Source organism: Lysobacter sp. ISL-50, assembly GCF_018612875.1.
GTDB lineage: Bacteria > Pseudomonadota > Gammaproteobacteria > Xanthomonadales > Xanthomonadaceae > Lysobacter.
This window is the reverse complement of record NZ_JAGGRI010000023.1, coordinates 50,705-76,534: the sequence shown is the minus strand read 5'-3', so window position 1 is coordinate 76,534 and position 25,830 is coordinate 50,705. Positions and strand designations below refer to the sequence as shown.

17 protein-coding genes and 1 pseudogene are annotated in these 25,830 nt (G+C 59.0%); 10 read left to right on the top strand and 8 right to left on the bottom strand.

Features of this window, described 5'->3' with window-relative positions:
- Positions 1 to 138 precede the first annotated feature (138 nt).
- The 3 genes from J7J50_RS14550 to J7J50_RS24840 all read right to left on the bottom strand — a co-directional run bounded on the left by J7J50_RS14550 (position 139) and on the right by J7J50_RS24840 (position 3,187).
- Positions 139 to 1,497 (bottom strand): ATP-binding protein, encoded by a 1,359-nt coding sequence (locus tag J7J50_RS14550; protein ID WP_215056252.1) that lies wholly within the window; start codon positions 1,495 to 1,497, stop codon positions 139 to 141.
- Positions 1,494 to 2,183, bottom strand: a complete 690-nt coding sequence (locus J7J50_RS14545; protein ID WP_215056253.1) for a winged helix-turn-helix domain-containing protein — start codon at positions 2,181 to 2,183, stop codon at positions 1,494 to 1,496. The genes J7J50_RS14550 and J7J50_RS14545 overlap by 4 nt, the downstream gene beginning before the upstream one ends.
- Before the next feature lie 464 nt (positions 2,184 to 2,647).
- Complete coding sequence (locus tag J7J50_RS24840) at positions 2,648 to 3,187, bottom strand: AlpA family phage regulatory protein (protein WP_251044653.1); 540 nt, start codon at positions 3,185 to 3,187, stop codon at positions 2,648 to 2,650.
- An 866-nt stretch (positions 3,188 to 4,053) separates the two neighbouring features.
- On the opposite strand from J7J50_RS24840, the gene qatA reads away from it, so the two are divergent.
- The 7 genes and pseudogenes from qatA to J7J50_RS14500 all read left to right on the top strand — a co-directional run.
- Positions 4,054 to 6,042, top strand: coding sequence for a Qat anti-phage system ATPase QatA (gene qatA, locus J7J50_RS14535; RefSeq protein ID WP_343222516.1), 1,989 nt, complete (start codon positions 4,054 to 4,056; stop codon positions 6,040 to 6,042).
- A 282-nt stretch (positions 6,043 to 6,324) separates the two neighbouring features.
- Positions 6,325 to 6,912, top strand: coding sequence for a Qat anti-phage system associated protein QatB (gene qatB, locus J7J50_RS14530; RefSeq protein ID WP_343222515.1), 588 nt, complete (start codon positions 6,325 to 6,327; stop codon positions 6,910 to 6,912).
- A complete protein-coding gene (gene qatC / locus J7J50_RS14525) occupies positions 6,909 to 8,282 on the top strand; it encodes a Qat anti-phage system QueC-like protein QatC (RefSeq protein WP_215056255.1) in 1,374 nt (457 codons plus the stop codon). Before qatB ends, qatC begins: the two co-directional genes overlap by 4 nt.
- Complete coding sequence (qatD, locus tag J7J50_RS14520) at positions 8,279 to 9,091, top strand: Qat anti-phage system TatD family nuclease QatD (protein ID WP_215056256.1); 813 nt, start codon at positions 8,279 to 8,281, stop codon at positions 9,089 to 9,091. The genes qatC and qatD overlap by 4 nt, the downstream gene beginning before the upstream one ends.
- 945 nt (positions 9,092 to 10,036) lie before the next feature.
- A complete protein-coding gene (locus J7J50_RS14510) occupies positions 10,037 to 10,633 on the top strand; it encodes a DUF4238 domain-containing protein (RefSeq protein WP_215056257.1) in 597 nt (198 codons plus the stop codon).
- A gap of 272 nt (positions 10,634 to 10,905) precedes the next feature.
- Positions 10,906 to 12,354 (top strand): hypothetical protein, encoded by a 1,449-nt coding sequence (locus tag J7J50_RS14505; protein WP_215056258.1) that lies wholly within the window; start codon positions 10,906 to 10,908, stop codon positions 12,352 to 12,354.
- A gap of 203 nt (positions 12,355 to 12,557) precedes the next feature.
- Positions 12,558 to 12,766, top strand: a pseudogene (locus J7J50_RS14500) (DDE-type integrase/transposase/recombinase); the annotation flags it as partial.
- On the opposite strand, the gene J7J50_RS14495 reads toward J7J50_RS14500, so the two are convergent.
- A complete protein-coding gene (locus J7J50_RS14495) occupies positions 12,759 to 13,616 on the bottom strand; it encodes a hypothetical protein (RefSeq protein WP_215056259.1) in 858 nt (285 codons plus the stop codon). The pseudogene J7J50_RS14500 and the gene J7J50_RS14495 overlap by 8 nt on opposite strands.
- 941 nt (positions 13,617 to 14,557) lie before the next feature.
- Here J7J50_RS14495 and J7J50_RS14490 point away from each other — a divergent pair.
- Together J7J50_RS14490 and J7J50_RS25135 are read left to right on the top strand one after the other, a co-directional pair.
- Positions 14,558 to 14,848: a hypothetical protein gene (locus tag J7J50_RS14490; RefSeq protein WP_215056260.1), complete on the top strand. Its 291-nt coding sequence runs from the start codon at positions 14,558 to 14,560 to the stop codon at positions 14,846 to 14,848.
- A gap of 2,756 nt (positions 14,849 to 17,604) precedes the next feature.
- Entirely contained in the window at positions 17,605 to 17,730 is a 126-nt protein-coding gene (locus J7J50_RS25135; RefSeq protein ID WP_285222284.1) for a hypothetical protein, read from the top strand.
- 28 nt (positions 17,731 to 17,758) lie between these two features.
- Here the strand turns inward: J7J50_RS25135 and J7J50_RS14485 are convergent, their stop codons facing one another.
- Both J7J50_RS14485 and J7J50_RS14480 read right to left on the bottom strand, forming a co-directional pair.
- Positions 17,759 to 18,172, bottom strand: coding sequence for a hypothetical protein (locus J7J50_RS14485; RefSeq protein ID WP_215056261.1), 414 nt, complete (start codon positions 18,170 to 18,172; stop codon positions 17,759 to 17,761).
- Positions 18,172 to 22,995 (bottom strand): RHS repeat-associated core domain-containing protein, encoded by a 4,824-nt coding sequence (locus tag J7J50_RS14480; protein ID WP_215056262.1) that lies wholly within the window; start codon positions 22,993 to 22,995, stop codon positions 18,172 to 18,174. The genes J7J50_RS14485 and J7J50_RS14480 overlap by 1 nt, the downstream gene beginning before the upstream one ends.
- Positions 22,996 to 23,835: 840 nt before the next feature.
- Between J7J50_RS14480 and J7J50_RS14475 the strand changes: the two genes are divergently transcribed.
- A complete protein-coding gene (locus J7J50_RS14475; protein WP_215056263.1) occupies positions 23,836 to 24,492 on the top strand; it encodes a response regulator transcription factor in 657 nt (218 codons plus the stop codon).
- A gap of 490 nt (positions 24,493 to 24,982) precedes the next feature.
- On the opposite strand, the gene J7J50_RS14470 is transcribed toward J7J50_RS14475, so the two are convergent.
- Both J7J50_RS14470 and J7J50_RS14465 read right to left on the bottom strand, forming a co-directional pair.
- Positions 24,983 to 25,372, bottom strand: coding sequence for a hypothetical protein (locus J7J50_RS14470; RefSeq protein ID WP_215056264.1), 390 nt, complete (start codon positions 25,370 to 25,372; stop codon positions 24,983 to 24,985).
- Positions 25,373 to 25,589: 217 nt separating this feature from the next.
- Positions 25,590 to 25,814, bottom strand: coding sequence for a hypothetical protein (locus J7J50_RS14465; protein ID WP_215056265.1), 225 nt, complete (start codon positions 25,812 to 25,814; stop codon positions 25,590 to 25,592).
- Positions 25,815 to 25,830 lie beyond the last annotated feature (16 nt).

Genomic DNA, 25,830 nt, shown 5'->3' with positions numbered 1-25,830 from the left:
GTGCGATGCGCCACAACGCTGCCGCAGCAGCGTTTACGTGTGGGCGAGCGCTCACGCGCGACGGCCCGGTGCGAATCCGCACCGGGTCGATAACGCACGAGTATCGAAAAGGTTTACCGCCGCGATGCGGCCGCGAGCTCAGCCGGCCGGCAGCTCGAACTGGAAGCGCGCGCCGCCCAGCGGCGAGTCGGACACACCGGCGCAGCCGCCATGTTTCTCCGCGACCACGCGCACCAGCGCCAGGCCCAGGCCGAAGCCTTCCGGATGTTTCTGCAACTGAGTGAAGGGCTGGAACACGCGCTCGCGCTCGGCCTCGGGCACGCCGTCGCCGTCGTCGTCCACGCGCAGCAGGTGGCGGTCGCCTTCCTGGACGATGCTGACCGCCACGCGCGAGCGCGCGTGGCGCAGGCCGTTGGTGATCAGATTGTGCAGCGCCAGTTCCAGCGCTTCGCGATTGGCCTTGACGCTCTCGACCTGGGCGCCGGCGAAGCTCAGCGACATCGGCGGCGCCGGTTCGAAGATGTCCGCCAGATCGGCGAACAACGCGCTGACCTTGATCTGGCTGCGCTCGATGCCGACCATGCGCCCGATCCGCGCATAGGTCACGCTGTGCGCGGCCAGATGCTCCAGCCGGCGGATGTCGCTTTCCAGGCCTTCGCGCAGATGCGCGCGCTCGCCCTCCTCGTTCGCCGCCTCGAACATCTCCAGGCCGAAGCGCATGCGCGCCAGCGGCGTGCGGATCTCGTGCGCGACCGCCTGGGCCAGGATGCGCTGGCTTTCCAGCACCTGCTGCACTTGTCCGGCCATCTGGTTGAGCGCGTGGCCCAGCGGATTGACCAGCCGCGTGGTGACCTCCGGCGCGCGCGCGTCCAGCTCGCCGGCGGTGAGCGCGTCGGCGGTGTCGCGCAACTTGCGCAGATCGCGCCAGAAGCGATAGACCAGGAAATACAGGGGCAAGGCGATGGCGATGAAGTACATCGCCAGGATCACGATCGAGTCGATCAGGTCCAGATCGCGCCACGGCACGCCCTGCACGATCACATCGTCGAAATCGCCCAGCACCACCACCTGCGAGGTGCCCGGCAGACGCCGGTAGGTATAGGCCTCATCCTCGCTTTCCATGACCAGCTCGCCGCGTTGCAGGCGTTGCCATTCGTGCGGGGTGAATCCCTCGCGCAGCGAATCCATCGCCAGCAGCCGCACCGGATAGGCGAAATGTTCGCTCAGGGTTCGGGTCAGCGACGGCCAGTCTTCGCGCGGGGTATTCAAGTAGCGCTGTTCGAGCAGGTAGTGGGTGCCGCGCATCTGCGCTTCGGCGTAGTCGCGGCCGTTCTGGCCGGTGACGTAGATCCAGGCCGAGATGCCGCCGACGATCACCACCGCGTAGATCACCACCACGATCAAATAGTAACGCACGAACAGGCCGAAATGGCCGTGCCGCGATTTGCCGTTGTCGCGGGCGCCGAACCAGCGCGACAGACGCGCGCGCAGACTCATTCCCAGGCCGCCCGGTTGAACAGATAACCCTTGCCGCGCACGGTCTTGATCCGCTCGGGCTCTTCCGCCAGATCGCCGAGCTTGCGCCGCAGCCGCGAGATGCGCGCGTCGATCGAGCGATCCAGGCCGTCGAAATTGATGCCGCGCAGGCTTTGCAGCAGATCGTCGCGGCTGAGGATCTGGCCGGCGCGATCGGCCAGCAGCACCAGCAGGTCGAACTCGGCCGTGGTCAGCTCGATGCGGCGTTCGCGCAAGGTCGCCTCGCGCGTGTCGCGATCGATGCGCAGCTGACCGAAGCGCAGGGCGTTGCCGCTCTGGCGCGCGACGCTGTCGCGGCGCAGATGCGCGCGCAGCCGCGCCAGCAACACTCGCGGCTCGATCGGCTTGCCGATGTAATCGTCCGCGCCCAGTTCCAGGCCCAGCACCTGGTCGATGTCGTCGGTGCGCGCGGTCAGCATGCAGATCACGCCGCCGTAGCGCGAGCGCACGCTGCGACAGATTTCGAAACCGTCCTGCCCGGGCAGGGACAGATCCAGCAGCACCACTGCCGGCGCGTGTTCGAGGATCGCGCCGACCGCGAGCGCGCCATCGGCTTCGACCGCGACCGAATACCCGTGCTTGCCCAGATAATTGGCGACCAGCGTGCCCAGGCGTTCGTCGTCTTCGATGAGCAGGATGTCGGTCATGGCAACGCTGTGGCGGAGATACGCGGACGCAATGAGGGCATCGCGGACCCGCCTGGGGCTGCGATGAACCGCGGACGGTGCCGGGGCGTGGAGGCGGTGAAGTATTGCCCGTGCCCGCGACAATGAGGCTTTCGCGCGCCGCGCGCTTCAGCTGGAAGTCGGAGATCGTGCGGCCGGCGTTAAGTTTCGGCGCTCGCGGCCGATAGCCCTGATGCGGGTCGGGCGACGGTGAATCGCCGGCGCGGCGGCGGTGTCGCGGACGATATCGCGGGCAATAAAAAACCCCGCGCTGGCGGGGTTTTTTAAGGATCGGCGCCGTGACGACGATCGATGTAGTGGTGCCAGGAGAGGACTCGAACCACAGCCCCAACCCACTGACACCAAAAGAATTCTATAAAGCCTGACTCGTACTTGCACACAAACTTGGTCGCGCGTCACAAGTGTACAACTTGCTCGCAGGCGCATCAATCCATGGAGCTGAAGCCGGACTTCGCGTCTCGATTCATGATCTCGGCATTGATCCAGGCATTGACCTCATCTTCAACCCAGGCCGAAAGGGAACCTCTGGGGTTGACCGGCCTGGGGAAGCCCCCTTCGGCTACGCGACGATAAATGGTGGAACGCGATAAGCCAGTCCGTTCAACCACTTGAGGAAGTCTAATCAGACGCCGTTCCACGCCCCCACCGTGGAAAGCCGTCGATTGGGTGACAGCTCGCTCCAGAAACATGAGGCCGGCCTGCAACGAGTGTTTTGCGTCTGCGAACCAGCGATAGGGATCGGCATCTTCCAATCTTTGCATTTCATCAATGTCACGGGCTGCTTTGGCCCGCTGGTGCTGCTCATCGATATGGGTTTCGACTTGGCGCAGCAACCATCCCAGCTCGGTTGATTTGGAACGCAACAACTCGAAAAATCTTTCGCCATCGGATATATCCAGATCGCAAACAGCAGGCAAGACGGTAGCGTCGGCAGTCGCTTTAGCGACTGCATATGTAGTATGCATCTCGTGAGTCCCTTAGTTTCGAAGTGCGCAAGCCGCAGTTGGCGCGCTCCGATAATGTGGGAACCGAACCTTCGAAGTCAACGACTTTCTTCTTCAGGATCAGATGCTTAAAGTCATCCTGTCATCCTGATACCGCAATACGTTTCATCCTGTCATCCTGACTGCAAATCAGATTTTCATATGCCATTAAAATTTCTGATTAAGAGACGCCAGCAGCGCCCCCCTGAATCGCTCAGGGTTTCGTCAACACCTCGCAGCCAAACGCCTAGTCGCGCCGAAGCCGCGAGACGCGCGATCTGCGGTGCAATGTTCGCCGCCTGGTCGCCCGGGAAGGTGATGCATGAGGTCGAAGCGATTTCTGCTGCGGATGTTGCTGGCCCTGTCTTCGAGCTGGGCTCACGTCGCCGACGCTGTGGATAGTGTCGTCCGAGGCCGAGCTCAAGGCGAATTTCCGGGCAGTGCTGGTACCGTCGCCATACCGACTCTGACCTAGGCCCTGCCCTTCATCGAGGCGGGCGCCCGAAACGCCGCGGTGCGGAAGGTGTTACGCGCGCTGGTACGTGTGGTCAAGCCGACCGGCGAGGCCTCGCCGGACATAACAGTCCCTGTGCGAAATCGAGATCCACCTCTTAAGGGGGGCGTAAGGAACTAGGGCCGTTCAAAAGGGCTAGCTGGCCGTTCATGTCTGACGTGGCTAACAGATCGACGTGAAGAGATGGCCGCAATGTAGCCCGTATTGCGTTTAGCTGCGATAGCGGTTGTTGGTATATTGATTTCTTGCCGCCTACGCTGCATGGATGCGGCATAGCCGAAGAACGGCATTTTCGTTCGAATCAAGTTGGCAGTGGTCGGTATCCATCTCGTGGATGGCATGCCGGACAACGGGCGTCTGCTATGCACGGAGGTGTAGGGTGTTCATTAGTGACCAAGAAACTGCGACAGACATGTTGCAGTACGACGCTATTGCCAAAACAGTTGTCAAACTGATCGAGAAGACTCCTGGTATACCTATAACGATAGGCGTACATGGCGACTGGGGCGCGGGTAAGTCGAGCGTCTTGAAGATGGCGCAAGCAGTGCTAGAGGAGAAGGATGGCGTCCTCTGCGTCTGGTTTAACGGCTGGGCCTTCGAGGGGTTCGAGGACGCGAAGACCGTCGTTCTTGAGACGATTATTGACGAGCTGAGGCGAGCGAGGCCCCAGTCTCAGAAGGTCAAAGATGCCGCCAAAAAACTGCTTAAGCGTGTGGACTGGCTGAAGGTGGCGAAGAAGGCGGGGGGACTCGCGTTCACGGTCGCAACTGGTATTCCAACCTTCAGTCAGATAGGGGACCTCATCGGCGCGGCCAAAACGGCATTAGGGAAATCCGCTGGCGAGCTGACAAGGGAGGACATTGAGGGTTTCGCCGACGAGACGACTGGGCTTTTCAAGGATGCAGAGGAAGATAGCATCCCGATGCATATCCATGCCTTTCGCAAGGAGTTCATCGACTTGCTGGATGCCGCGGATATTAAGCAATTAGTGGTGATGGTCGACGATCTGGATCGCTGCTTGCCGTCTACTGCGATCGGTACTCTGGAAGCAATTCGCCTATTTCTGTTCGTCGAGCGCACAGCATTTGTCATCGGTGCCGACGAGATGATGATCGAATATGCGGTCAGAGATCATTTTCCTGACCTCCCTCCTTCGGCAGGTCCGGTCAGCTACGCTCGAAATTATCTTGAAAAGCTCATCCAGGTTCCGTTCCGTATTCCCTCCTTAGGTGGTGCGGAGACACGCACCTACATCACGTTGCTAATGGTCGAAGCTGAGTTCGGTTCTAGCCACGCCGGGTTCGGCAAGCTTCTCGAAGCAGCGCGTGAAGACATGCGCCGCCCCTGGCTTAGCGAAGGCATAACCGCCAAAGCAATGATTGCTGCGATGGGGGATCCAGCCCCGCCGGCGGCCGATCAGGCCCTCGTTGTTGCTGGCCAGCTAACCGCAATGTTGGCTGAAGGGACAAAAGGAAATCCACGGCAGATAAAACGCTTCTTGAACTCCATGCTGCTTCGAAAGGAAATCGGCGATGCGAGAGGTTTTGGCGGCGATATTTCCGTTCCTGCGCTTGCCAAACTCATGCTTGCAGAGCGATTCAAGTCCGATTTTTTCGAGGAGATCGCCCGGGACGCCAGTGGGTCCAGTGATGGATCCTCGGCTCGCATCAAGGTGCTTGAAGAGTTCGTGGCCGAACCTGCTTCGGTCACGCCGCCAGAAGCGGCCAAGCCGGGAGCATTGTTGAAGATGAAGCCAGGGAAGCCTGTCCCCCCTGAGGATATCGAAGATTGGATCAAAATCGATTGGATAAAGACGTGGGCATCGCTGTCACCGCCATTAGCCAACGCCGATCTGCGGCCCTACATCTTCGTCACTCGCGATAAGCGAATGCTGCTCGGAGGCACCGGCGCCACCACTCAGCTCGGCCAACTCACTGACGATCTCATGGCTGGAGCCTTGAAGGCCAAAGCCGCCGCACAATCTGCTCAGGGCATGACGGCGTCCTTTGCGGAGGAACTGTTCGACTCAGTGAGGATCCGCATTCTTGAGGAGGACGCGTTCAGCAAGCAGCCCGAAGGCGTACGTGGTTTGCTGGAGCTTGTTAAGGCGCGGCCCGAGCTGGAAGGACGCTTAGTTGGTTTCATCAAAGAGTTGCCTATAGAAAAAGTGGGGGTCTGGCCGCCGGCAGCGTTCGGGAATGCGTTCACCGACGCGGCTGCCCGCCTCGACTATCAGGAGGTGCTGAAGGGTTGGTTAGAGCAGTCGGACAACAAGAAACTTCAACGAGCAGCGGATCTCAGCAGTAAAATCGGAGAAAAATAGTATATGGGCACATCGAAGGGATACGGTGGAGCCCCATCGGGGCTGGTTCCCAGTTGGATTGACGACACCGCCCCCGGGGCGGCGGGGGCGCCTACCGCAGCGCCAAGTGATCCCGCGAGTGGCAACGATGGATCTCCTGCGCCGCAACCGACCTCCCCAAAGGTTCCAGTTGCCGGGCCTGACACTTCCTCTGCCGGTGCGCTTGGCGGAGCGAAGGGCAACTTCACTCGATTTGTTCGTAGTGGAGATTCCGAAACGCTTCGGCGAGCAGTGTCCCAATACGTGCGTAACGGCACTGGCTCCGCTGGTAAAGCCGCTCGGCGTATGGGGGCGTCCCGAGGTGTTGGTAAGCAGCTACTTCAGGTCATTCGCGACATCGACCGAGACGGCGCTGCCATCGTTCTGCAGCGACTCAACCTCGGACACTTAGCGGGTCGACCTGCCGCTGAAGTCTTTGTCGAATTGCTAGAAGGAATGTGTCCGCCAGGCGGCCGAGTAGATGAAGCCATTGCAAGGCAAGCACTCCTCGATTCGATCGCGGATCTCGCGGAATCGGATGCGGGTACCTTTGAGGAGATGACGGCGGACCAGCTATCCGAGTTCTTTCAAGGATTCGTTATTCATACTATTGAGGGACGTGTGATCGCCGATATAGGAAAACACGTGATCGACTCACCAGAGAACGTGCGGGAAGTTGAACGCATCCTGGACCAACTGCACGACTTTGTCGCTGGATGTGTACGCGGTCATTTGGCCCGGCATTTCGATGGATTGACGGAGAAGACGGATCAGCAGGTTGCGCAAGTCGTCGAATCCATCTACGAGGCCTCCTTTGAACTGGTGTCGGCAACGGCGGGAGACATGGAATGACTAGGCAATCGATCGTATTCCGAATCGGCGCAGACGATGTGGCACAGGTAGATCGGAGGCTTGATGGATCGCACGTCACCGAGGTTTTCTTCGAAGGTTTCGACGCTATCGATCATCAGCTCGGAGGTATGTTGACCAAGCTGGAAGCGCTTGGGTTGCAGCCATCTGAGCGAGCGCTTGATCTGGCACTGCTCGCAGCAGCAGTTACCGCCGCAGATACTCGTGTAGAACGGGGTGTGGACGGGCAAGACGGGTGGACGCGAGAACTGGAGCTATGTCTTCCTATGAGCGACCACGAGATATGGGTGGGGGCGACGCCACTCATTGAGTCGACACTCAACTTCCTCACTGGTGATAGGTGGACCCTCGCGTTCAGGCCGCGGGCACTTTCCGTCGCGGCTATCCTCGAACCAATTACGGACACTCTTGCGGACAAGCCAGCATCGGTTTGCTTGTTCTCCGGAGGCTTGGATAGTTTCATTGGCGCTGTAGACCTGCTGACCCAGAAAGAGAGTGTCTTGCTTGTGAGTCACTGGTGGGATGGCATCACAAGTAAACATCAAGACATTTGCCTATCCGCGCTCCATGAGAGCTATGCCGATGTCTCGTTCTATTCGGTCAGGGCGCGAGTGGGTTTTGCGACCGGTACGGTAGAGGGTTCCAAGGGCGAGAACACGTTGAGAGGGAGGTCATTTCTCTTCTTCGCGCTGGCGGCGCTTGCTGCCGACGCGATCGGCGGTGATGTCATCATCCATGTGCCCGAGAATGGTTTGATCTCCCTCAATGTACCGCTCGATCCGCTCCGCTTGGGATCCCTTAGTACCCGGACAACCCATCCCTACTACATGGCTCGTTTCAACGAGTTGTTACGCGTCATTGGAGTGAGCGGAAATCTCCATAATGCGTATCGTCACATGACGAAGGGAGAGATGGTCGAGCACTGTGCGGATCAGAAGTTTCTAGTAGAGCACGCTAGCAACACTATTTCGTGCTCATCGCCGAACAAGGCTCGCTTCTCTCAGGACGAGGATAGGCGTCAGCCTAAAAACTGTGGGCATTGCGTTCCCTGCCTTATTAGACGAGCTGCTTTGAAGCGCGGTTTCGGACGGGACGACACCGACTACCAATTAATCGACCTGGAAGAAAGCGCGTTGGACAGCAAGAGTGCTGAGGGAGAGCACGTCCGCTCGTTCCAGCTCGCCATCGCCCGACTGAGGGCGCGTCCGCAAAGGGCGAAATTCGACATCCACAAACCCGGGCCCTTGATAGACTTCCCGGACAACTGGGGCGACTATGAAGCCGTATATCGTAACGGCTTAGAGGAAGTAGCCCGTCTGCTGGAGAATGTCGAGTCGAGGCCTTCAGATTGACTAGCGCGGTTCCTACATCACCAAGATGGGTCGACTTCCACTGTCACTTGGATCTGTATCGGGACCATCAGGACCTCATACGCGAGTGCGATGCGGAGAAGATCGTAACTTTGGGGGTAACAACGACCCCCAAGGCTTTCGCGCGTAACGTCGAGATGGCCATGGGCTATCCCTACACCCTCGTAGGGCTGGGCCTACATCCGCAGTTGGTCGCGGAGCGAGCGGACGAACTGCCAATATTTGAGAAGCTCTTATCCCGGGCGCGGTATGTGGGCGAAATCGGCCTCGATGCGGGACCGCGGTATTACTCTAGCTTCCAAGAGCAGCGGCGCGTGTTCGAGCGGATCCTTAGGGCCTGCGATGAGCACGGTGGGAAGATCCTAAGCATTCACAGCGTGAGGGCTGTTTCCAAGGTCCTTAAAGAACTGGATCTGCATCTACGTAATAAAACCTGTGTGCCGGTTCTGCACTGGTTTACCGGAACGAAGTCTGAGGCGACCCGTGCGATAGAGTTGGGCTGCTATTTCTCCCTCAACGTCGAGATGGTTAGGTCCGAGAAGATGCATGCATTGCTTCGAGCCCTACCTATAGATCGTCTATTAACCGAGACGGATGGGCCGTTCGTGACGTTCGATGAGCGTCCAGCGCGCCCGACAGATATTCCGTCCACAGTAGCTTTGCTCGCAAAGTTGCGAGGCATCGATTCCACGCGCTTGGCTGACCAGATTACGAGCAACTTGGCTTCGATGCTCTCTCCCACACCTGGCGCCAGCATCAACAGACAGCTACGACTGTTCAAAACCACTTGAGCTTGTGATTTCTACTATGGGCAGACCCGACCACTACTCCAGTTTTGAAGACTTAGCCGCTGCTGAGATACTTGGCCACGACTACTCTATTACCGATATTCGCGGAGCTAGGCAAGACGTACTCGTGCTCGCCCCCCCCATGGCGGTGGTATTGAGCCCGGAACCTCTCCGCTCGCGAGGGGCATTGCCGGTGCGGACTACTCTGTCTACCTGTTTGAAGGGCTTAAGGCAGAAGGCAATGGCGTGCTTCATGTGACCAGCCATCGATTTTCTGAGCCTCGCTGTCTTGAAATGCTGGCACTGGCGCATACGGTTGTCGCCATTCATGGGTGTTCGGGCGACGCAAGGATATGCGTCGGGGGCTTGGACAAGTCCTTGGCAGCTTTGTTAACTACCGCATTGATAGGAGCAAGCTACCCTGCAATTGCTAGCGGTCATGAGTTCCCGGCACGACGTCCTGCCAACATTTGTAATCGAGGAAGTCGCGGAATGGGAGCGCAGCTGGAAATTAGCGGGGATCTGCGGACGCCGGAACACATTAACTATATCGCCACTGCCGTGCGGCAAGCGCTGGCCGGTGGGTCAATGTAGTTTTTACGGGTGGCTATCGAAGCGAGCGAGCTTCCATGTGCCGCCAATGACAGCTTTCGACCCATAGCAGACATTGTCGTCGGTAAGATAGGCCCATGGCTTCCGCTAACGAATACGATCCGCTCGAAACCCGGAACCGACACTACGTGCCCCAGTTCTGGCAGCGACGTTTCGAGGCTGGAAATGGAGAAGTCTGGACCCTACAAGACAACCGCACGAAGAAGGTCGGCCCGAAGAAGTTAATGAGCCAGGATTGGCTCTACACGATCTATGACGCGGGGGGGGCGTCCTTCCAATGCGTTGGAGCGCGCGGCGGGTCACTTCGAGACCAAGGCAGCGAAGGCGTTCTCGAATTTGGACACGCTAGGTGCAGTGGGCTCGGTCGAGGACCAGATCTTCCTTCGATGGTTCGTGGCCTTCAGCGCATGCCGACATCCGGACACCTTGAACATGGGTCACCGCAGGTCGAAAGAGCTCGCTGTCGCGCTGGTTGACGCGTTCAATCAGTCTCTGAGTGACTATCAGGTCAGCTTGTGCAAGCTTGGGATCGGGCCTGAGGAAGCTGCGTGGGCCTACGACCTCATTCGGAAACGGGATGAGGAAGCGTTACTTGAGGAGATGGACGATGTGCTCACCCGGCCTCCGAACGACGCAATCTTGCCCTCGCAGATCGCGCTCGATCCAGAAACGATTGAGCGCGTCTTCTTCCAACTGGCGCGGCACAGCGTAGAGATCCTGGACGCCCCGGTCGGAACGGCCTTCGTGTTGGGAGACACTCCGTTTCCACCCAACCTCGGCCAGGGGTTCACCTTGCCTATCTCGAGCGGACTGGCCCTTCGGTGGAGTCCCGCGGACGGCGAGCTGCTTCCCGATTGGACGCGCCGGCTCGCGACGCCAACCGAGGTGGCTGAAACGAATCGGGTCAAGCGGACAACGCGGCCCGCGTCTTGATTGCGCAGGCGGAAGCTGACCTAATGCCCTTCAAGTCTTGACCAAATTTGGGTACCTAGTAGCTGCTCAGCGCGTCTGCGTCCACACACACACAGCTGCTCGACTCTTATCGACGGGCTACGCACTTCGATATGTCCGCTCCTGTCCGATAACGGCCGATCATCAACAGCAGACAGGCCCACACCTACCGGCATTTGCTATCAACTCGATCGCAACCTGCACCGAGTCCATAACAAAGCTCACCTCCGCCGATGAATGCCCCTGACGATGCAATGACAATCGAACACGGACGAGAGTTGCTCGCGCAGGCCAAGGCGCGCCTTCGCGCCTGCCATGGCCTGGCTTTTTTCAATGCGGCCTTTGACATGTTGCGGCGCCCACCTGACGACGGTGAAGAGTGGTACCTGCGCAAACCGCACGTGTGGTTACTCATCGCCAAGTGGGGCCTTGCCAGCTGGCGGCCGAACGATGAGCGTCCCGTGCCGATCGACGACGACATCAACTTCGTTGGCCAGTCAATTTGGGATGCCATGGCCGCCCTTAACATGCCCGGTGCGGGGGAGACGATCTTTGCGAGGCGATTGTTCCTACAGCAGATTTGGTTCCAGCGTCGCTTCGACCCGGGGTCTCTCGCCCGCCAACATCGCATGTTGGGCGAGATGCTGGCCAACTCGGCGACCTCCGCGCGCTTTGTGGAACGCCACCGGCTAACGCCGGCGCAGTTTCTGCGCCAACTCGCGTACCTCGCCGCCGACAGTGGCGATGCTCTGCAAATCCCGGGGCTATCGCAACAGCGGCCGGCAGGCCTTCGCGACCTGCAGCACTGGGAAGTGATCCGGCGGCACTTCAGCCGACCGGTGCCCGACCTGCACCGCATCGCGCTCGAGGCCGAACAACGAAATACGCCGCCGGAGGTGGAGGTGTGCGAACAGTCGCCCTTCATCGCTACTCCCTTCCTGCTCGCCCAGCAAGGGCCGGTGTGCATCCACCACAAGCTTCTGTTCCAGACGTTGGGCACTGCGGTGTTCGATTTGGCACGCGCCACTGGAGCGCGCGCCTTCATGAATGAATTCGGGCCTGCATTCGAGAACTACATTGCCGAAGTCCTCGAGGACCTGGCGGCACCGGTGATCCGTGAGACGGAGCTCAAAGAGCGCCTGCAAGGCGAGGGCAACGTGGTGGACTTTGCCATGCCCGCGGACGACGCCTTGGTGTTGCTCGACGCTAAGGGAATCGAAGGCCACTACGAGGAGCTCTACCACAATCTACCGGCCGTGCTGGCCGAACGGATGAAATTGTCTCTGCTGCGCGCCGTCGACCAGGCGGTGAACAGCGCCTCGCGGCTTCCCGAGGACCTGCGTCGGAATGAGACATACTTCGTATGCGTGACCTTCAAGCAACTGCTGGTCACCGATGGAGTGGCCTTGCGCGAACTGGTCGCCGGCACCGCCGATGGCACAGGTCATGCGCGATGGGATTCGCTGCGTCTTGCGCCGGGGCACATGCTATTCGTGAGCATCTTCGAACTGGAGCAGTTGGTGTCCTTGGCGGTGGCACGTGGCGTCTCCTTGGGCCAGATCCTGCGCGAGATCACCACGGCAAATGGCATTCGAGGCCAGCGCAAGGCACTCGTTGAGCAGCACGTGATGGCGCAGCAGGTGAATTTGCGCGCTCCGCGCACCCTGCAGCGGGCGGCGGAGCGAATGCGTGCCGAGGCCTGAGGCCACCCCACGTGATCAAGGAATCAGCCGGGTCTTGTCTGTGAAACGGCCGTCGACCCGAAAGTTTTATGTGCCTTGGCTCGTCCGCTTCTGGCCGTAAGCGGACGGGTCTTCGATGCGGCGCCAATCTGGATAGTTAGCGCGCACGCATGCTGCATTGCGGCAGATTCAACGCTGCTCAGTCCTTATGGAATGCCATTACTTGGGTCACCGACATCACCTACATCCGCACCCACGAAGGCTTTCTGTACTTAGCCGTCGTGTTGGATTTGTTCTCCCGTCAGGTGGGCTGAGCCACGCGTCCGACGCAGCACACCGATCTGGTACTGCAAGCCTGTTAACGGCGGTGTGGCGCCGCAAGCCCGAACCCGGCCTACTCTTTCACTCGGATCAGGGCAGTAAATTCACATCTTCAAGCCGCGAAGCTTAAGAAACACATTCTCAAGGTCGTTTGGAGCGATATCTGCGGCCATCTTTACATGAAGTTCCCGCTTTAGCAGAGAATGTTCTTTCATAAGCACTGGTGGCTGCCCGGGCGTCAGCAACATTGGCATGAAGAGATAGGCGCCGGCTTTCTCGAAATCGCCGAGGAATCGTGTCAGATTGGAATCGTCGGCGGGCTCCATAGTGAGCGAGCGCGACGCCAGCATGGAGATCCGTGCCGCGGATGGATCCGTCGGGTGATTTGATGTCACGACCATTCCATAATGCGCCGGGTGCTCAACGGTGAAACGTCGAACGATGCCGATGTGAATTTCCTCGCCCTTGTCGATCATCCCGAACCGATCCCGCCATCTCTCAAAGATTTTCGTCGCGGCTTCATTGTCTCTGAACATGAAAGCCAAGAACGGCGGTGCCATAAGATCGAGCGTACCGAAGGCGGTGCCCGCCCAAGCCGCACGATCCCACAAGTGCGCGTCGATAACCGAATGCACCTTAACATCACGGTGGTCGGTCACCTTCGGGAAGTATTTCTCATCACGCTGCTCAACGTCGGCAGCTGCGGATGCCGCTTGTGCCGGAAATTCAGGAGTAATCGCCGGCCTGCTCGACCTCGCCTCATATCGCCTTGGCGAATGCTTTTCCCACGCGCTAACACGGGAAACACCGCTAAAAACACGTTGACGGCTAAGACATAGTGACCCGATCAACGCAACGCGGTCCATGCCAGCATCTGCTTCGAGTAGCCGCGTCGCTGCGTCTGCGAAACTCTTAAAATTGCAAGTCGCCGAAAATATAGTGGCCGCGATCTCCAACAGCATGCTTTGAAAGTCTCTGTACGCCGACTGCGTTCCAGGAAAAATACTAGCTGGCCACCGAACCACTCGGCAACAGTTATGCTCGTATCGGTTGGCTCATGTGCGACGTTGACTCTAACGCCGAGAACCGAAGTGACCAACAGTTGGCTGTCATGGCCATTGACGACCAGGGGCCTCCAACGCGCGTCGCCGGCGGGTTGGCCCGCCAGTCGATTGAAAAGCGTAGCCGCGTCACGCACGGACTCACTTTCGGGTATCCAGCCCTCTTCGCGTAACAGGTCCCTAGCGGGGTTTTGCGGCCATGCCCCCGCTTGTCAAAGTCGCGAGGAAGGACCCGCGATTTCAGGCTAAACGGCGCAACGTGCGGCGCACTACGGGCCGCAGCCAGCCCGGCCAAGGGTCTCGCCGCATCATGAATCTCGGCCTCACACACCGCCTGTCGCGTGGCCTGTGCGCGTCTAGCGAATATTCACAGTGCCGCTGTCAACGTAAACCCGCTGACCCATAAGCGAGAGTCGTGGTCGTGTTTGTTTCGGCCCGCCTCGCCTCAAAGGGAGGACGGCCATGACTCGGCAGCGAATAGCGCTTAAGCGTTTTTGACATACGGGTTTCAACGACTTGCCGTTGGGCGAACTCGCAGAATGCGTCATCGATGGCGTAGCGGGAGTCATCAACCCCCGTACCGAACGCATCGAAGGAGGAACGGTGTTCGTTTCCTATTGCTGGGTGGGCACAAACCCACCCGTCATAGACAACGCCTCGCTTAACCGCTTGGGTCTGTGCCGTGCCGACACGAACGTTGTGGCTTACGCGATCACGTCCGATGGCACACGTCGCAGCGCTGTTTCCGGATATCAGATGCGGACTGACTGACGGCGCATCGCAATCAGCATGCCGGCTGGACCAGGGTAAAATTCGAATGATGCATAGCGAGCACCGTCATCATGTTTGATATCGATGACGGACGGCCTAGGCCGCTCTCCGATCTCGGACAAGCCTTCGTCGAATTGGCTCAGCGCACGTTGCGCCTGCCGAAGTATCTAAGGGCGGCGTTGCTAACTCGTCCTGCGCATCAGGCCGAGGGAGCCTTCTCTTGGGACGTTGAGTTGGACGACCGCATTTCGAGTACAAATGTGGCGATGGTCACGCACATGAAAGAGGGCAGGATCCCTTGCATCCTGATCGCCAATAAAGAACACCCAGGGGGCCAGATACCGGCTAATTCGATTGCCTAGAGATTCCTGCAGCAAGGCCTCAACTCCCGGACTAGTGCGAGGCGTGCGTTAGGGTGCCAGGAGAACCAATGGACTCGCACGCGATAGGATCGTTGCGCTCCATTGGTAGAGGACGCTCCTTCCCGCAACGTAATCTCAAATGCCGCGTTGGACTCTAAGGGAAACGTCTTCCTAGCGGCCCGACCAAACAAAACTGATTTCCTCGCATAGCGCACGATTTCGTTTACCGCGAGCCGCCGGATAGCATCTTCATACGTTTGGCCTGCTATCTCGTCTATATGCAGTGTGTGATCACGGTTATGAGGAAAGCTGCAATAGGCCGAAGCAACGCGACGCAGGCTTTGGCCACGTTCTTCTCCCGGGAATCTCGGCGCCAATGAGCCGAACCTTGCTCGGTCCGGCATTGCATTGAACTGACGCAGCTCCTCCATAGGAATGCGCTCGTGTCTCGCCCGAAGAGCCAACTCCTTGTACGCCATCATCCGGCAGCTCGGGGCATGCCGGGCCGAACGATCCAGAGTGAAATACGGTCGCTTTCGCGTGGCGTCGACGCTGTATGCCGCCGGCCGAAGTGCAATACCACACGATGCGCACTGGTACCGCGACGTGTCACAGCCAGAGCTGTTCTGCGTCAACCAGCGCACCGGTGACAATGTCCAGCGCTCTATCCATCCCGTTCTCCTGACGCCAGGATTAGGCCGTACGCCTGACGCCGTCGAAGGCTGTTATGGCGACGGGTTTAGCTGCTAGCTACTCTCAGAAAAATTCTGACCTACTCGGTCGTGATGGCCGCGTGTCCGCAGCCGGATGCAGTTGGGCGAATCTTCGTGGTGGGATTTCCATCCAAGCCGACCTGTGCCGTTCATCGCAGCCTGGCGACGCTGAGGGAAAATACCTATTGCCAGCTTCACCGCGCTGCGCTCTGATCGAAGGATGGACATGAGTGTTCTGTTCCGACGCCAATGAACGGCACCACAGTTTCGGTGCGCAGTTGCGTGCCCGCCCGGACACCGCCGCCCGAATATTTCGGTCGTTGAACGATCCAGGAAGGAGCAGACATCATGTGGATGACCCTTACTGTCCGCAGAGCGTGGAATACGCGAGTGATCGCTACGCCTCTAGAGGAATTGGCGATCATCGCCCTACAAGGTGTCCCCGGCATCCAATCACCGGTCATACAGCGGGATGATCTTCATAAAGTCGTCGTGGCTTTCGACTGCACCGGTACGAGTCAGCTCGCGACCCTGCGGGAGTTTTTGCATCGATTCGGGCTTGAGATCGCTCAGCCGTAACAATTGGCCGCACCTAGGGCGCGGCAGCTTGGAGAAGGCGGGCCAGCCCGGAGCAGAGGAGGCGACGGAGGCACTCCAGGCTGGCCCTAGCGATGCGCCGCGTCGAAACACAGCGCGATCAGCATGCCGACTAGGCGCTAACGAAAGCGGTTGCAGCTTCCGATCTGATTAGTACTTGGCGCCTTCTTCCCCGATCGTGACCAATCCAGGAAACACATGACGAACTGCGTAGCCTCTTTCCGACGCTACGCAGTAACGATCATGTTATGGAGACAGAGCGGAGGAGCCGCTCAGCTCCAATTACTTCCGTATTAGGGATCCCGATCCGGTTCACCGCTGCGCAAGAACTCTGCGTTGATCTGGGCACCCTCGCTGTCACGTACCGCTGGACCATTTTGGCCTTGCGTTACCACGCAGCTATTCGGGCATGTGTATCGGATATCACCTATCACGACGGTCTGCTGGGCTGCCGCGGGAAAAACCGCAGCGCCAGCCAAGATGATCCCTACAGCTATCGAAGTCAGCTTCAACATAGTTTCACTCCTTGAATCCGCCGTCCTGGCGGACTTCAAGTTTGCTTCACCTCTAAGCTGAATACAATTAACGGCGGTCGCGCTGATTTTATAATCTGAGGACGTCTCTCTTCCGCTGGGCTGGATACGAAAGGAAAGATCTGTCCTAAAGTGCCGCGGCAACGGCACCTTTTCTCTTCCACGCATAGTTTAAGGTCCGGATACACCATCACCAGCGTCACGGCCGTCACGTTATCCACAGGTGTGATGGTCGTGACGGTGGTGACGCTCTGTCCCGACCTAGCGCTCGGTGTTGAAGAAGAGAGTCCGCGCTGCTGACCTGCTTTCTTCTCTCTCACCCATAGTTCAAGGTCCGGATACACCGTCACGACCATTACCACCGTCACAGCAACGAAATGGCTGTTGCGGTGCAGCCGCTATGGCCACATCGTGTTCGTCTGGTTTTCTGCGGCGAAGAGCATGAAGATTACGAAGCGCAATCGTCGAGGGCGAGTGGCTCGGCCGCCCGAAAGGAAGGCTGCGCTGCGGGAAAGAATTGAAGCGCGACTGCTTCGCGTATGCGCCGATATCGGCTGGATCTGCGGCTGGATCTGCGGCTGGAGGAAGGAGCCGCTTGTCGAGGTTCCTGTTGCACGGCGATCGTCCCGGCGGCGGGTGATGCTTGGCCGCGCGCTGGCCGGTCAGGTCGGGATGCACGAGGGCGAGACGCTTCGCCCCGTCGAGGCGCTACTTGTGTCGAGCGGCAGGATGGCCTGTCTGGAGGCCAATCCTGATGCTGGGGAGAGGGGCTAGCCAACCTTGCTCTCGATCTACAGGACGAACTGACGAGACTCAATCGCATGGACGTCAGCAAGGCAGCTCAAGCGCTCGGTGAAGCTAGGGGCCACAAGGGTGGCCGACATCTTTGGCGGCACTAGTCGAGCACATAGCTATGAAGCATTTGCTGCTGCGCAAAAAAGGCCCCGTTGCCGGGGCCTTTTTTGAAGCATACCTACTTACTCACTTCCAGGACGCGCTTTTCAATCTTAAAAACCAAGAGCTGTTGCCAACTGCGTGAGTCAAACTAGTGAGAATTGATATAAAGATTAAATACTATTGTCTCTGTAACGCTTATAGAATTCGCGGTCCTCCCATTGGTCATCGTATGCCGATGCAAGTCGAGCAGATATGTCTCCAACGGCGCGCACACTGTCGCCCTGGAACACAGTTTCGATTCTGATTTGTGCGAGCTGTAGTAATTCCATCCACCTCAGTTCATGCGCAACTAGTTCAATAAGTTCAGTAGATAATTCTGTCGACTTCACACCCGGGGCGCGGCGAGAGAACTCCGATGAAACGCGCTCCAAAAAATAACTTTTAAGCGATTCCTCTTGCCTCAATAGTCTGACCACCTCAAAAAGAGAGGACTCAGCCCATCCAATTCCGTAGCCTTTGGCTAGAACACGTGAGGAATTTTCGACAAGAGTATCAAAGAGGTCTTTCGCAAGAGTGTCATCCATTAAAATTTCCTTTCTGTGTATTTTCCGCTCGCGTTGAGCCCTGCACGGTTAAACGCTGCTTCTGCAGCGTCGCGAGCTGACTCGCCAGAGGGTCTGTAGTGCCCCGATGCGTTATCTATAGAGCGGAGTTCACCATTTACGAATCTCGCCTCGCCAGCAGCGATAACGTCGGCTCCTCGTGCCAAGCTAGTATGGGGAGTTCTGCCGACGATAAGCTCGCCTGAATCCCGGACTACATATGTAAGTCGTCCCGAGTATTTAACCTTGAGGATGTCGCTAATTTTAAAAAGCACGGCAGGGATGATGTCATCTTCGGGAGCTAAGTTTTTAAATACTTTACAGGAGGCCGCTGCTCTTGCAGTTGCGCGTCCGGCGGCATTGGATAGCCCTCGAACCCCGAATCCCATTTCCCACGGCGCGTCGATCGACTGCAAGCCCTCTGGCGCCGTGTAGCTTAAGTCACAGAAGCCGCAAAGCGCTTCGGCTAACATCCAGCCGGCAAAATTTAAATTACCCGGCGGAGGCGGTGTCGCGCCAGATTCCTTGTATATATATTCCAAATCTCTCGATTGCAATCCATTTGGGTCAATGAACTGTACGGGATTACTTCCCACATATGAATAGGTATCAAAGCCCCCGGCCAAACCAATCGGATCGCTCTGAAGATAACGGCCTGAGGCTGGATCATAGTCCCGGAAGTAGTTGTAGACGAATCCGCTACCCGTGTCGAATCGTTGCCCCGGAAACCGCATGTTGAACACGAAGGCGGTGCCATCCAGGTCCGGATCCTGATTCGGGGGGCTGTTGCCGAACGCTTCGTTCTTTGCATCCCATGTCCAGATCGCGACATTGCGGGTTGGATCAATGACCGCACGCGGTGTGCCCAGGTGATCGGTCTGAACATACTTCAAGGACTGCGTCGAACCACTACCTACCAGTAAGCCAACGGGGATGCCGTCAAACCAAATCGCCTGCTGCTTGGCCACGCCATTGGCGTCGTAGTCGCCGATCCAGTTGCCACGCTCGTCGTATAGCGTGTACGCATCGATGATGCTGGAGGTGCCATTCGTCGCCGCGACACGCTCTCCGAGCGCGTTGTAGCGATAGCTCGCTTTAACCACGCCGGCTTGCTTGACTTGGGCCAGACGGTCGTTCGCGTTGTATGCGTACACCTTGGCCGTGCCGCCGATGGCAATGGTATTTCCTATAGCGTCGTAGCTGCGACTGGTGGTACTGCCACCTGCTATGTTGATGCTGCTCAAGCGATGATTGGCCGCCGGATAAACGTAATCCTCTTGGACCGTGCCGCGGATCAGTTTCTTACGATTGCCCGTCAGATCGTACTCGTAGGTCTCGATCGCGGTACTCGTCGGGCCGTCGCGGGTCACCCTCAGTCGGCTTAGCGCGTCATAGTCGTACTGCGCCAAGCTGGTGCCCAGCAGACCGTCCTTCAGTTCCTTGATCTCGCCGACCTGGTTGTAGACGTAGCCGAGTGACAAACCACCGCTGGCGATGTCGCGGATGGACTTGGTGCGGTAGTCCAGATCCGAGTCGATCATCACATAGCGGTCGTTGCCATAGGTCCAACCCAGCGACGGTCCAAATGGCTGATAAATAGTGCCATAGAGCAGTTTGGTCCGGACACCGCCGGCCGGCGTGACATAGATCTCCAGGATGCGGCCAAGGTTGTCGCGCCAATAGTCGGCCACGGCACCGTCAGGATACGTAACTGCCTGGAGCAGGCCTGTCTTGTTGTAGGCGTAGCGCAGGGTGAAGCTCTTGCCAGCGACCGTCTGGACTTTGCGAACGACTTGGCCGAAACGGTCGTAGCAATACTGCAACTGCGTGCCTTCGGCGCGCATGGCGGTAACGCGCCCCAGGACAAAGGTTTCGTCGGTGGCGCAGACGGTGTTGACGGCGTCGTAGTCGTATTCCACATCGGCCGGACCGGTCGCCGTATAAAAGATCGCCGTCGGCCGGTTCAGCGCGTCGTACGTGTAGCGATGCGCGGCGGCATCGTTGGCGTCCTTCTTGGTCGCGGGCAGGCCTGCGGCGTTATACGTGTAGTCGGTGATGCCGGTGTCTGGACTGGTGAGCTTGGTCTGATCGCCGAAGCCGTTATAGGCATAGACGGTATTCAGCCCCTTCGGATCCGTGACCTTGGTGACCTGGTCGAGTGCGTTGTACGTCATGACGGTTTTCACCGCCAACCCGCCAACATCTTGCAAGGTCTCAGACAAGCGATTGAGCGAATCGTAAGACTGACTCGTCTTGCGGCCCAGAGCATCGGTGATTAATTCAGCGTTGCCGTTGGCGTCGTAAGTGAAGCTGGTCGGGTTCTGCGATGCGTCCTTGGCCGTGATCAACTGCCCCAGCGCGTCGTAGACCCGGGACAGGGTGTGGGTCAGTTGGCCGCTGCCGGTGCGGTTCTCCTGCTTCTTGATATTGCCGGCATTGTCGAGCGTGTAATCGATCCTATCGCCGGTGCTGGCGTTAATGGAATTTAAGCGCCGCGCCTTGTCGTAATCAAAATAGACGGGGGCTTGACTCGGCAGGGTGACGGTCTGGACCGGGCCATCCAGGTAATAGGCAATCTCGGTAATACGGTCGTCTTGCTGGGTAGTGTCGTCGGTGCCTCGCACCTTAGTCGCAGTGAGCCAGCCGCGTGGGTTGTAGGTGAAGTCGGTAACGAGGCCATTGGCGTCCACCACTGACAGCGGATGGCCGTCAGGGTCGTAGCCTATGATTTCCGTCGCCCGGCCCAGCGCGTCGATGGTTTTGCGCAGGTCCCCCTTGCGATATGTGCAAAGCTCCGGGGTCGCCGCGCAGACCGAGTCGTCGCTGCCGTAATACTCGAAGTGGGTGACGTCGTTAACGTCGGTCCGAGGTCCGTCCACCGACTTCAAAAGGCCGAGCACAGGGCACGTGCTGTTGCTGGCCGTGACATCAGCGGCCTCGCAGTACGCGTAGGTTGTGGTGCGAACTTCGTTACTGACCGTGTCGCGCACGCTCATGCTGGCCGGCTGCAGGCGGGCGTTGCGCACGATGCGGGTTTCTTGGCTGCCGACCTTCGCCAGGATCGGGCGATTGCTGGCCACATCGGTCACGGTCACGCTGATCCGCTGTTGCGGTTTTCCCTTGGCCTCGGTAACGGTATGGGTTCGTGCCAACAGACCGGTGACCGGATCGTTGGCTTCGGTGTAGGCATGCTCGGTCACAATGCCTTTGCGATCGGTGGTCGTAGCTACCCGGCGACGGAAATCCGTCTCTTCGTCGTAGTAAGTGGTTCCCGCCGTACCGCGGCTATCGGTCAGGTCGCTGATCTTGCGCGGCGCATCGCTAGGGGGAGCGCTGCCCAATCCCAATGTGGTCTGTTGGCCCAATGCATTGGTGATGAGGGAGCCCCCTTCTTCGGGATAGCTCAACGTCACGCCATCGGCGCCGCCGTCGTGCTGGCTCGAGATCACTCGGCCCTTGGCGTCATAAACGAAGGTGCTGAAGCGCTTATCGCCCTCGATGGTTACGCCGGTCAAATAGCGCGGAAAGCGCGTGTCCTCATAGTGGTAGCGTCGATTCGTGGAGTTCGCGTAGGTCGCCGTTTCGATCTGGCCGGCCGCCGTATATCCATAGGTAGCCAGCGCCCGCCCGGACGAGCGGATCGCCGCGATGGGTGCGTCGCCATCCGAGGCGGCATAGTCGAACGCCAGACTGCGGCCGCTGCTGTGGGTGATGGTGCTGAGTCGATGCACCGCGTCGTAGGCATAGGTCAACGACGCACCGCTTTCGAACCGCTGCTCCAGCAGCCGGCCATCGGCGTCGAAACGCAGCACCCGATCGCTGCGATAGACCCACCATTGATCGCCATCTTTGACGGCTCGGTCGCCACGGCCGTCATCGCTCTCATAAACATCGCCCACCGGAGTGAACGAAATCTGCGAACCATCGGCCTCGACCAAGCCGACGTGCACGGTGTCGTCCCAACTGGTCGGGTCCTTGCCCGCGGTCAGGCGCAGGTTGTGCGAATGCGTCCAGCCATCACCGAACCCGCCCATCGGCGTCGAAGTGAGTGAGTGGAAGTACCGTGTAAAGCTGATCCAGCCCAGATCGAAATCGGTCTCTGGCTGCATCTTGTCGCCGGTTGATGGGTCGCAGGGATTGCCGACCTTGCATTGTCCGGGTGCGAGCACCGGGGCTGAGTAAATGGCCGAGTTTCCGCTGGCGAATAGGCCCCCACCGGCACAGGCCTGCTTTTGGGGGTCCCATTGCAAGTAACTGGGGCAGCCCACACTTCGGCCGGCGCCAATGCCATAGCTTTCGCCACTGAAAGTAATGGGTGTACAGGTGCCAGATAACCCGCTTTGGTAAACCACGGTGACGGGGAAGAATTCCTGCCGCAGGGTCACGCCGTCGTCCCAAAAGGTCCTTTGGCTGCTTGGATGGACGAGTACCGTCGTGTTAGGTGCGCACCCTGTGGCGACACTCTCCTTGTCGTAGTACGCCTTCGTTTGCGCAACGGCACTGTCCATGGACGGTGCGTTGAACACGCGGGGCATAATGAATGAGTAGTCCCATTCCCCGGTCTTCGGTGGCATAGGGGTAATGCCGTACCAGTAGAGGGTCCGGTCCTTTAGGATCAAATTGCCTTCACTGCGGAACTTGAGCATGGGGCCATCGGGCACGTTGTCCACAACGTCCCTTTTGATGGCCTCCTGGGCTTCGTGTTCGCTGATGAAGGGGCTGCCGACCGCGTCGGAGGTGCTCCAGACCTTCTCGGTTTCCTGTGCCACGGCTCCAATGGAAGTGAGCGCAACTAGCAGGGCCACTCCGGCCATCCACAGAGGCCGCAGCTTGTGTCCTGGTGGGCTTTGTTGGGGCGACGATTTTTGCGCGATAACGCGCTTTGATCTTGCATTCAAGAGACAACTCCTTTTGGCGCGGTGCAACAGCACAGGCAGGGGGCCGGTGCTTGGGGAGGCGATTCGGACGAGCGCGGTCAGCTGCCTAAAGAAGGGCAGGGACAAAAGAACGGTGGATTGATCTGCACGGTAGGACGATTCCATGTCAGTGCGAGGCGCGGCCACGGGATCCGTGTGGCGGTTGGGGACAGGATGCTTCAGCAGAGTTTCGCCGACAAACATCTCGGGAGGTGAGACCGTCCGTCGGAATTCGGTGGGGGGTTCAGCCGGGAACTGACTGTAACGATTTGTGCGTTTAAGGGCGCCGCTTGAGTCGGTCACCCTTACGCAGGTTGAGAACCCTCTCCACAGATGAAACTGTCTGGCTTGGGCGCGCGCGACGGAGGCCGCGCTATCGCGACTCGTGAACGGAACGGGCTGGTGTATACCGACTGCGCGCACTTGCCAGCGCTTCGAATCTAGACGAACGACATCGAAGTAGGTGACCAACGAATCGTCAGCATTGTCCATCGCATGCTCCAGCAATCAGGGAGGCGGAAGACGCTAACAAAAGCGAAGGTGGCGATGCTGTAGGAAAGCTCTGATTTTGTTTGCGCGTTTGCCGAGATGATTTCAGCGTTCGTCTATCTCTACACTGCGTTGCGCCGAGATTCGACTCAGCGAAAAGCAAATTTGAAATGATTGAATTGATAGCGCCGCGAGTGTGTTGGTTAAGTTTGTCCCCGGAGCGTTATGCCGGGGACGAAAATGATTCGCTTGTTTGTGATCGACGATCATCCGCTAGTTCGCATCGGGATGACGTGGGTGCTGGAGACGCAGAAGGACTTCCGCGTCGTGGGCGAGGCAGCCAACGGTAAGGACGCGCTGGTCGCCATCGCACGCCGTCGTGTCGACGTGGTGCTGTGCGACTTCCACTTGCCGGATATGGATGGCTTGGAAGTCACCCGGCGACTGCTAGCGGAGCATCCCGATCTGAAGGTTCTAATCGTCTCGGTTGTCGAGGGCGGACCGGTGCCGCGCCGTCTGTTGGCCGCCGGCGCGATGGGTTACGTGTCGAAGGCGCGCGACGGGAGTGCGGTCATCCGCGCGGTGCGCGAGGTTGCCGCCGGTCGGCGTTATCTGGACGACACGCTGGGCGCGCGGGTGCTGTTTGAGACGACGCCATTCGACCAACTCAGCCCGCGCCAACTGGAGGTCGCATTGCTCATGGTGCATGGCAGGCGCAACGCCGAAATCGCGCTGGAGTTGGATCTGACGGAGTCCACCATCCGCACCGTGCGGGCGAAGGTGATGGCCAAGCTCGGGGTGCGCGGCGAGATTGCACTGGCACGGCTGGCCATGGATTGCGGGTTGATTCCGCCTGCCGGCAAGGCCAGTTCTTGCGGTTCGTATCGCGACGGATAACCTAAGTCCGAATCCAACGTAGAAAATAGGCCGGCGAAATCCACCTTGTTTTTGGCGCTTTGCGCACACGAGCGTTTGGTCTCAGGACCAACCGACCGGAGAAAAACGGGGTGGAGAGAGGGGAAAACGGACCGTTTCGGCGGTCTGGCCAGAAGCCCAAAACCAAACGCCCCTCGCGGAAGGCCGCCAGGACTGGGGCTTTCAGAGGGGCGTGCGGAGAGCGGAGAGGGTTCACCGCTAGAAACTGGCGCGCCCACGGCTCCCGAGTTCAAAACAGTCTCTGCACGCTAGGGAACACCAGGGCACGCCGACGAACATCCCGCAGGTGGGATAGCGGACCTTCCGTCCGGAAAATCCGGCCTACCGTGGCCTCCAGATCAGAATTGTCGCCGACGCAACTCCATCGCAATGTGCATTCTGGCAGTGCCCGGCGCGTCAAGGGCCGGCTTGCCCCTTGGCCGTTTGACCTGCCCTGCCGCCCTCAATCCCGTTACTGCCGCCCTTCCCGGAACCCCTTTGCGACCCACCGGACCGCCCCGATGGTGCCGTAGACAAGCAGCCAAGCCAAGATAGCGGGGATGATGGCCGCCAAGAACATGGCGCCCCAATTCGTGCGATAGACCTCCGGCACTTCCTCCCTGATCAACCGGGCATCTGTACACGGCGGCTGCCCCAAACCTTCCTCAAAGCTGATGCTTCCGTCAGGTCGGGGCGGGTCCGGGGTACAAGGGGTGCGCGGAACGTACTCGTACTCCGCCGGGGCTCCCGCCACCCGCTGCGTAATCCCGCCCTCCAGCGCGCCTACGCAGACGATGAAGGCGAACCAAAGGCCTGTCGCAACCACGCCGATGCGCTGCCAGCCGTTCAGTCGGTCCAACATGATCCACCCCAGGCCGTTGAAGCCGTGAGAGTACCCTGCGCGAACCGGGCGCGGCGTTTCGGACCAAGCGCTGCGGGCCCGAACGGGAAGTCAGGGCCGTGTTGGTGAGGGGACGCCGGCTACGCTTCAATGAAGAAAGGGAGGGGCACTGCCCCTTCCTTGCGACTAACGCTCTGGCACGGCTCGCGGCAGCGACCGTCAACGGTCAGATGATGCGTTAGCGCAGGCGCTCAAAGAAAATCGCCGACCATCGTCGGCGACCACTGAATGACTCTCGCCTAGCGGCAGAGATCGCGACCACCCCGATCTCTTCGAGCTCGCGCAGGCGCTCCGCGATGAGATGGAAATCCTCGTCACTGACCTGCTGATTCTTCGCATTCCAGCGGACCGGCTGACCTAGCGGAATCAGGGAAACGCGGGTATCTACAAGCACGTTCGGCATGGGGGCACCCCGCTCG

Coding starts and splice junctions, on each gene's coding strand:
- J7J50_RS14550 (WP_215056252.1), bottom strand. CDS start 1,497: ATGAGTCTGCGCGCGCGTCTGTCGCGCTGGTTCGGCGCCCGCGACAAC.
- J7J50_RS14545 (WP_215056253.1), bottom strand. CDS start 2,183: ATGACCGACATCCTGCTCATCGAAGACGACGAACGCCTGGGCACGCTG.
- J7J50_RS24840 (WP_251044653.1), bottom strand. CDS start 3,187: ATGCATACTACATATGCAGTCGCTAAAGCGACTGCCGACGCTACCGTC.
- qatA (WP_343222516.1), top strand. CDS start 4,054: ATGGCATGCCGGACAACGGGCGTCTGCTATGCACGGAGGTGTAGGGTG.
- qatC (WP_215056255.1), top strand. CDS start 6,909: ATGACTAGGCAATCGATCGTATTCCGAATCGGCGCAGACGATGTGGCA.
- J7J50_RS14505 (WP_215056258.1), top strand. CDS start 10,906: ATGACAATCGAACACGGACGAGAGTTGCTCGCGCAGGCCAAGGCGCGC.
- J7J50_RS14495 (WP_215056259.1), bottom strand. CDS start 13,616: ATGCTGTTGGAGATCGCGGCCACTATATTTTCGGCGACTTGCAATTTT.
- J7J50_RS14490 (WP_215056260.1), top strand. CDS start 14,558: ATGTTTGATATCGATGACGGACGGCCTAGGCCGCTCTCCGATCTCGGA.
- J7J50_RS25135 (WP_285222284.1), top strand. CDS start 17,605: ATGAAGCATTTGCTGCTGCGCAAAAAAGGCCCCGTTGCCGGGGCCTTT.
- J7J50_RS14485 (WP_215056261.1), bottom strand. CDS start 18,172: ATGGATGACACTCTTGCGAAAGACCTCTTTGATACTCTTGTCGAAAAT.
- J7J50_RS14475 (WP_215056263.1), top strand. CDS start 23,836: ATGATTCGCTTGTTTGTGATCGACGATCATCCGCTAGTTCGCATCGGG.
- J7J50_RS14470 (WP_215056264.1), bottom strand. CDS start 25,372: ATGTTGGACCGACTGAACGGCTGGCAGCGCATCGGCGTGGTTGCGACA.
- J7J50_RS14465 (WP_215056265.1), bottom strand. CDS start 25,814: ATGCCGAACGTGCTTGTAGATACCCGCGTTTCCCTGATTCCGCTAGGT.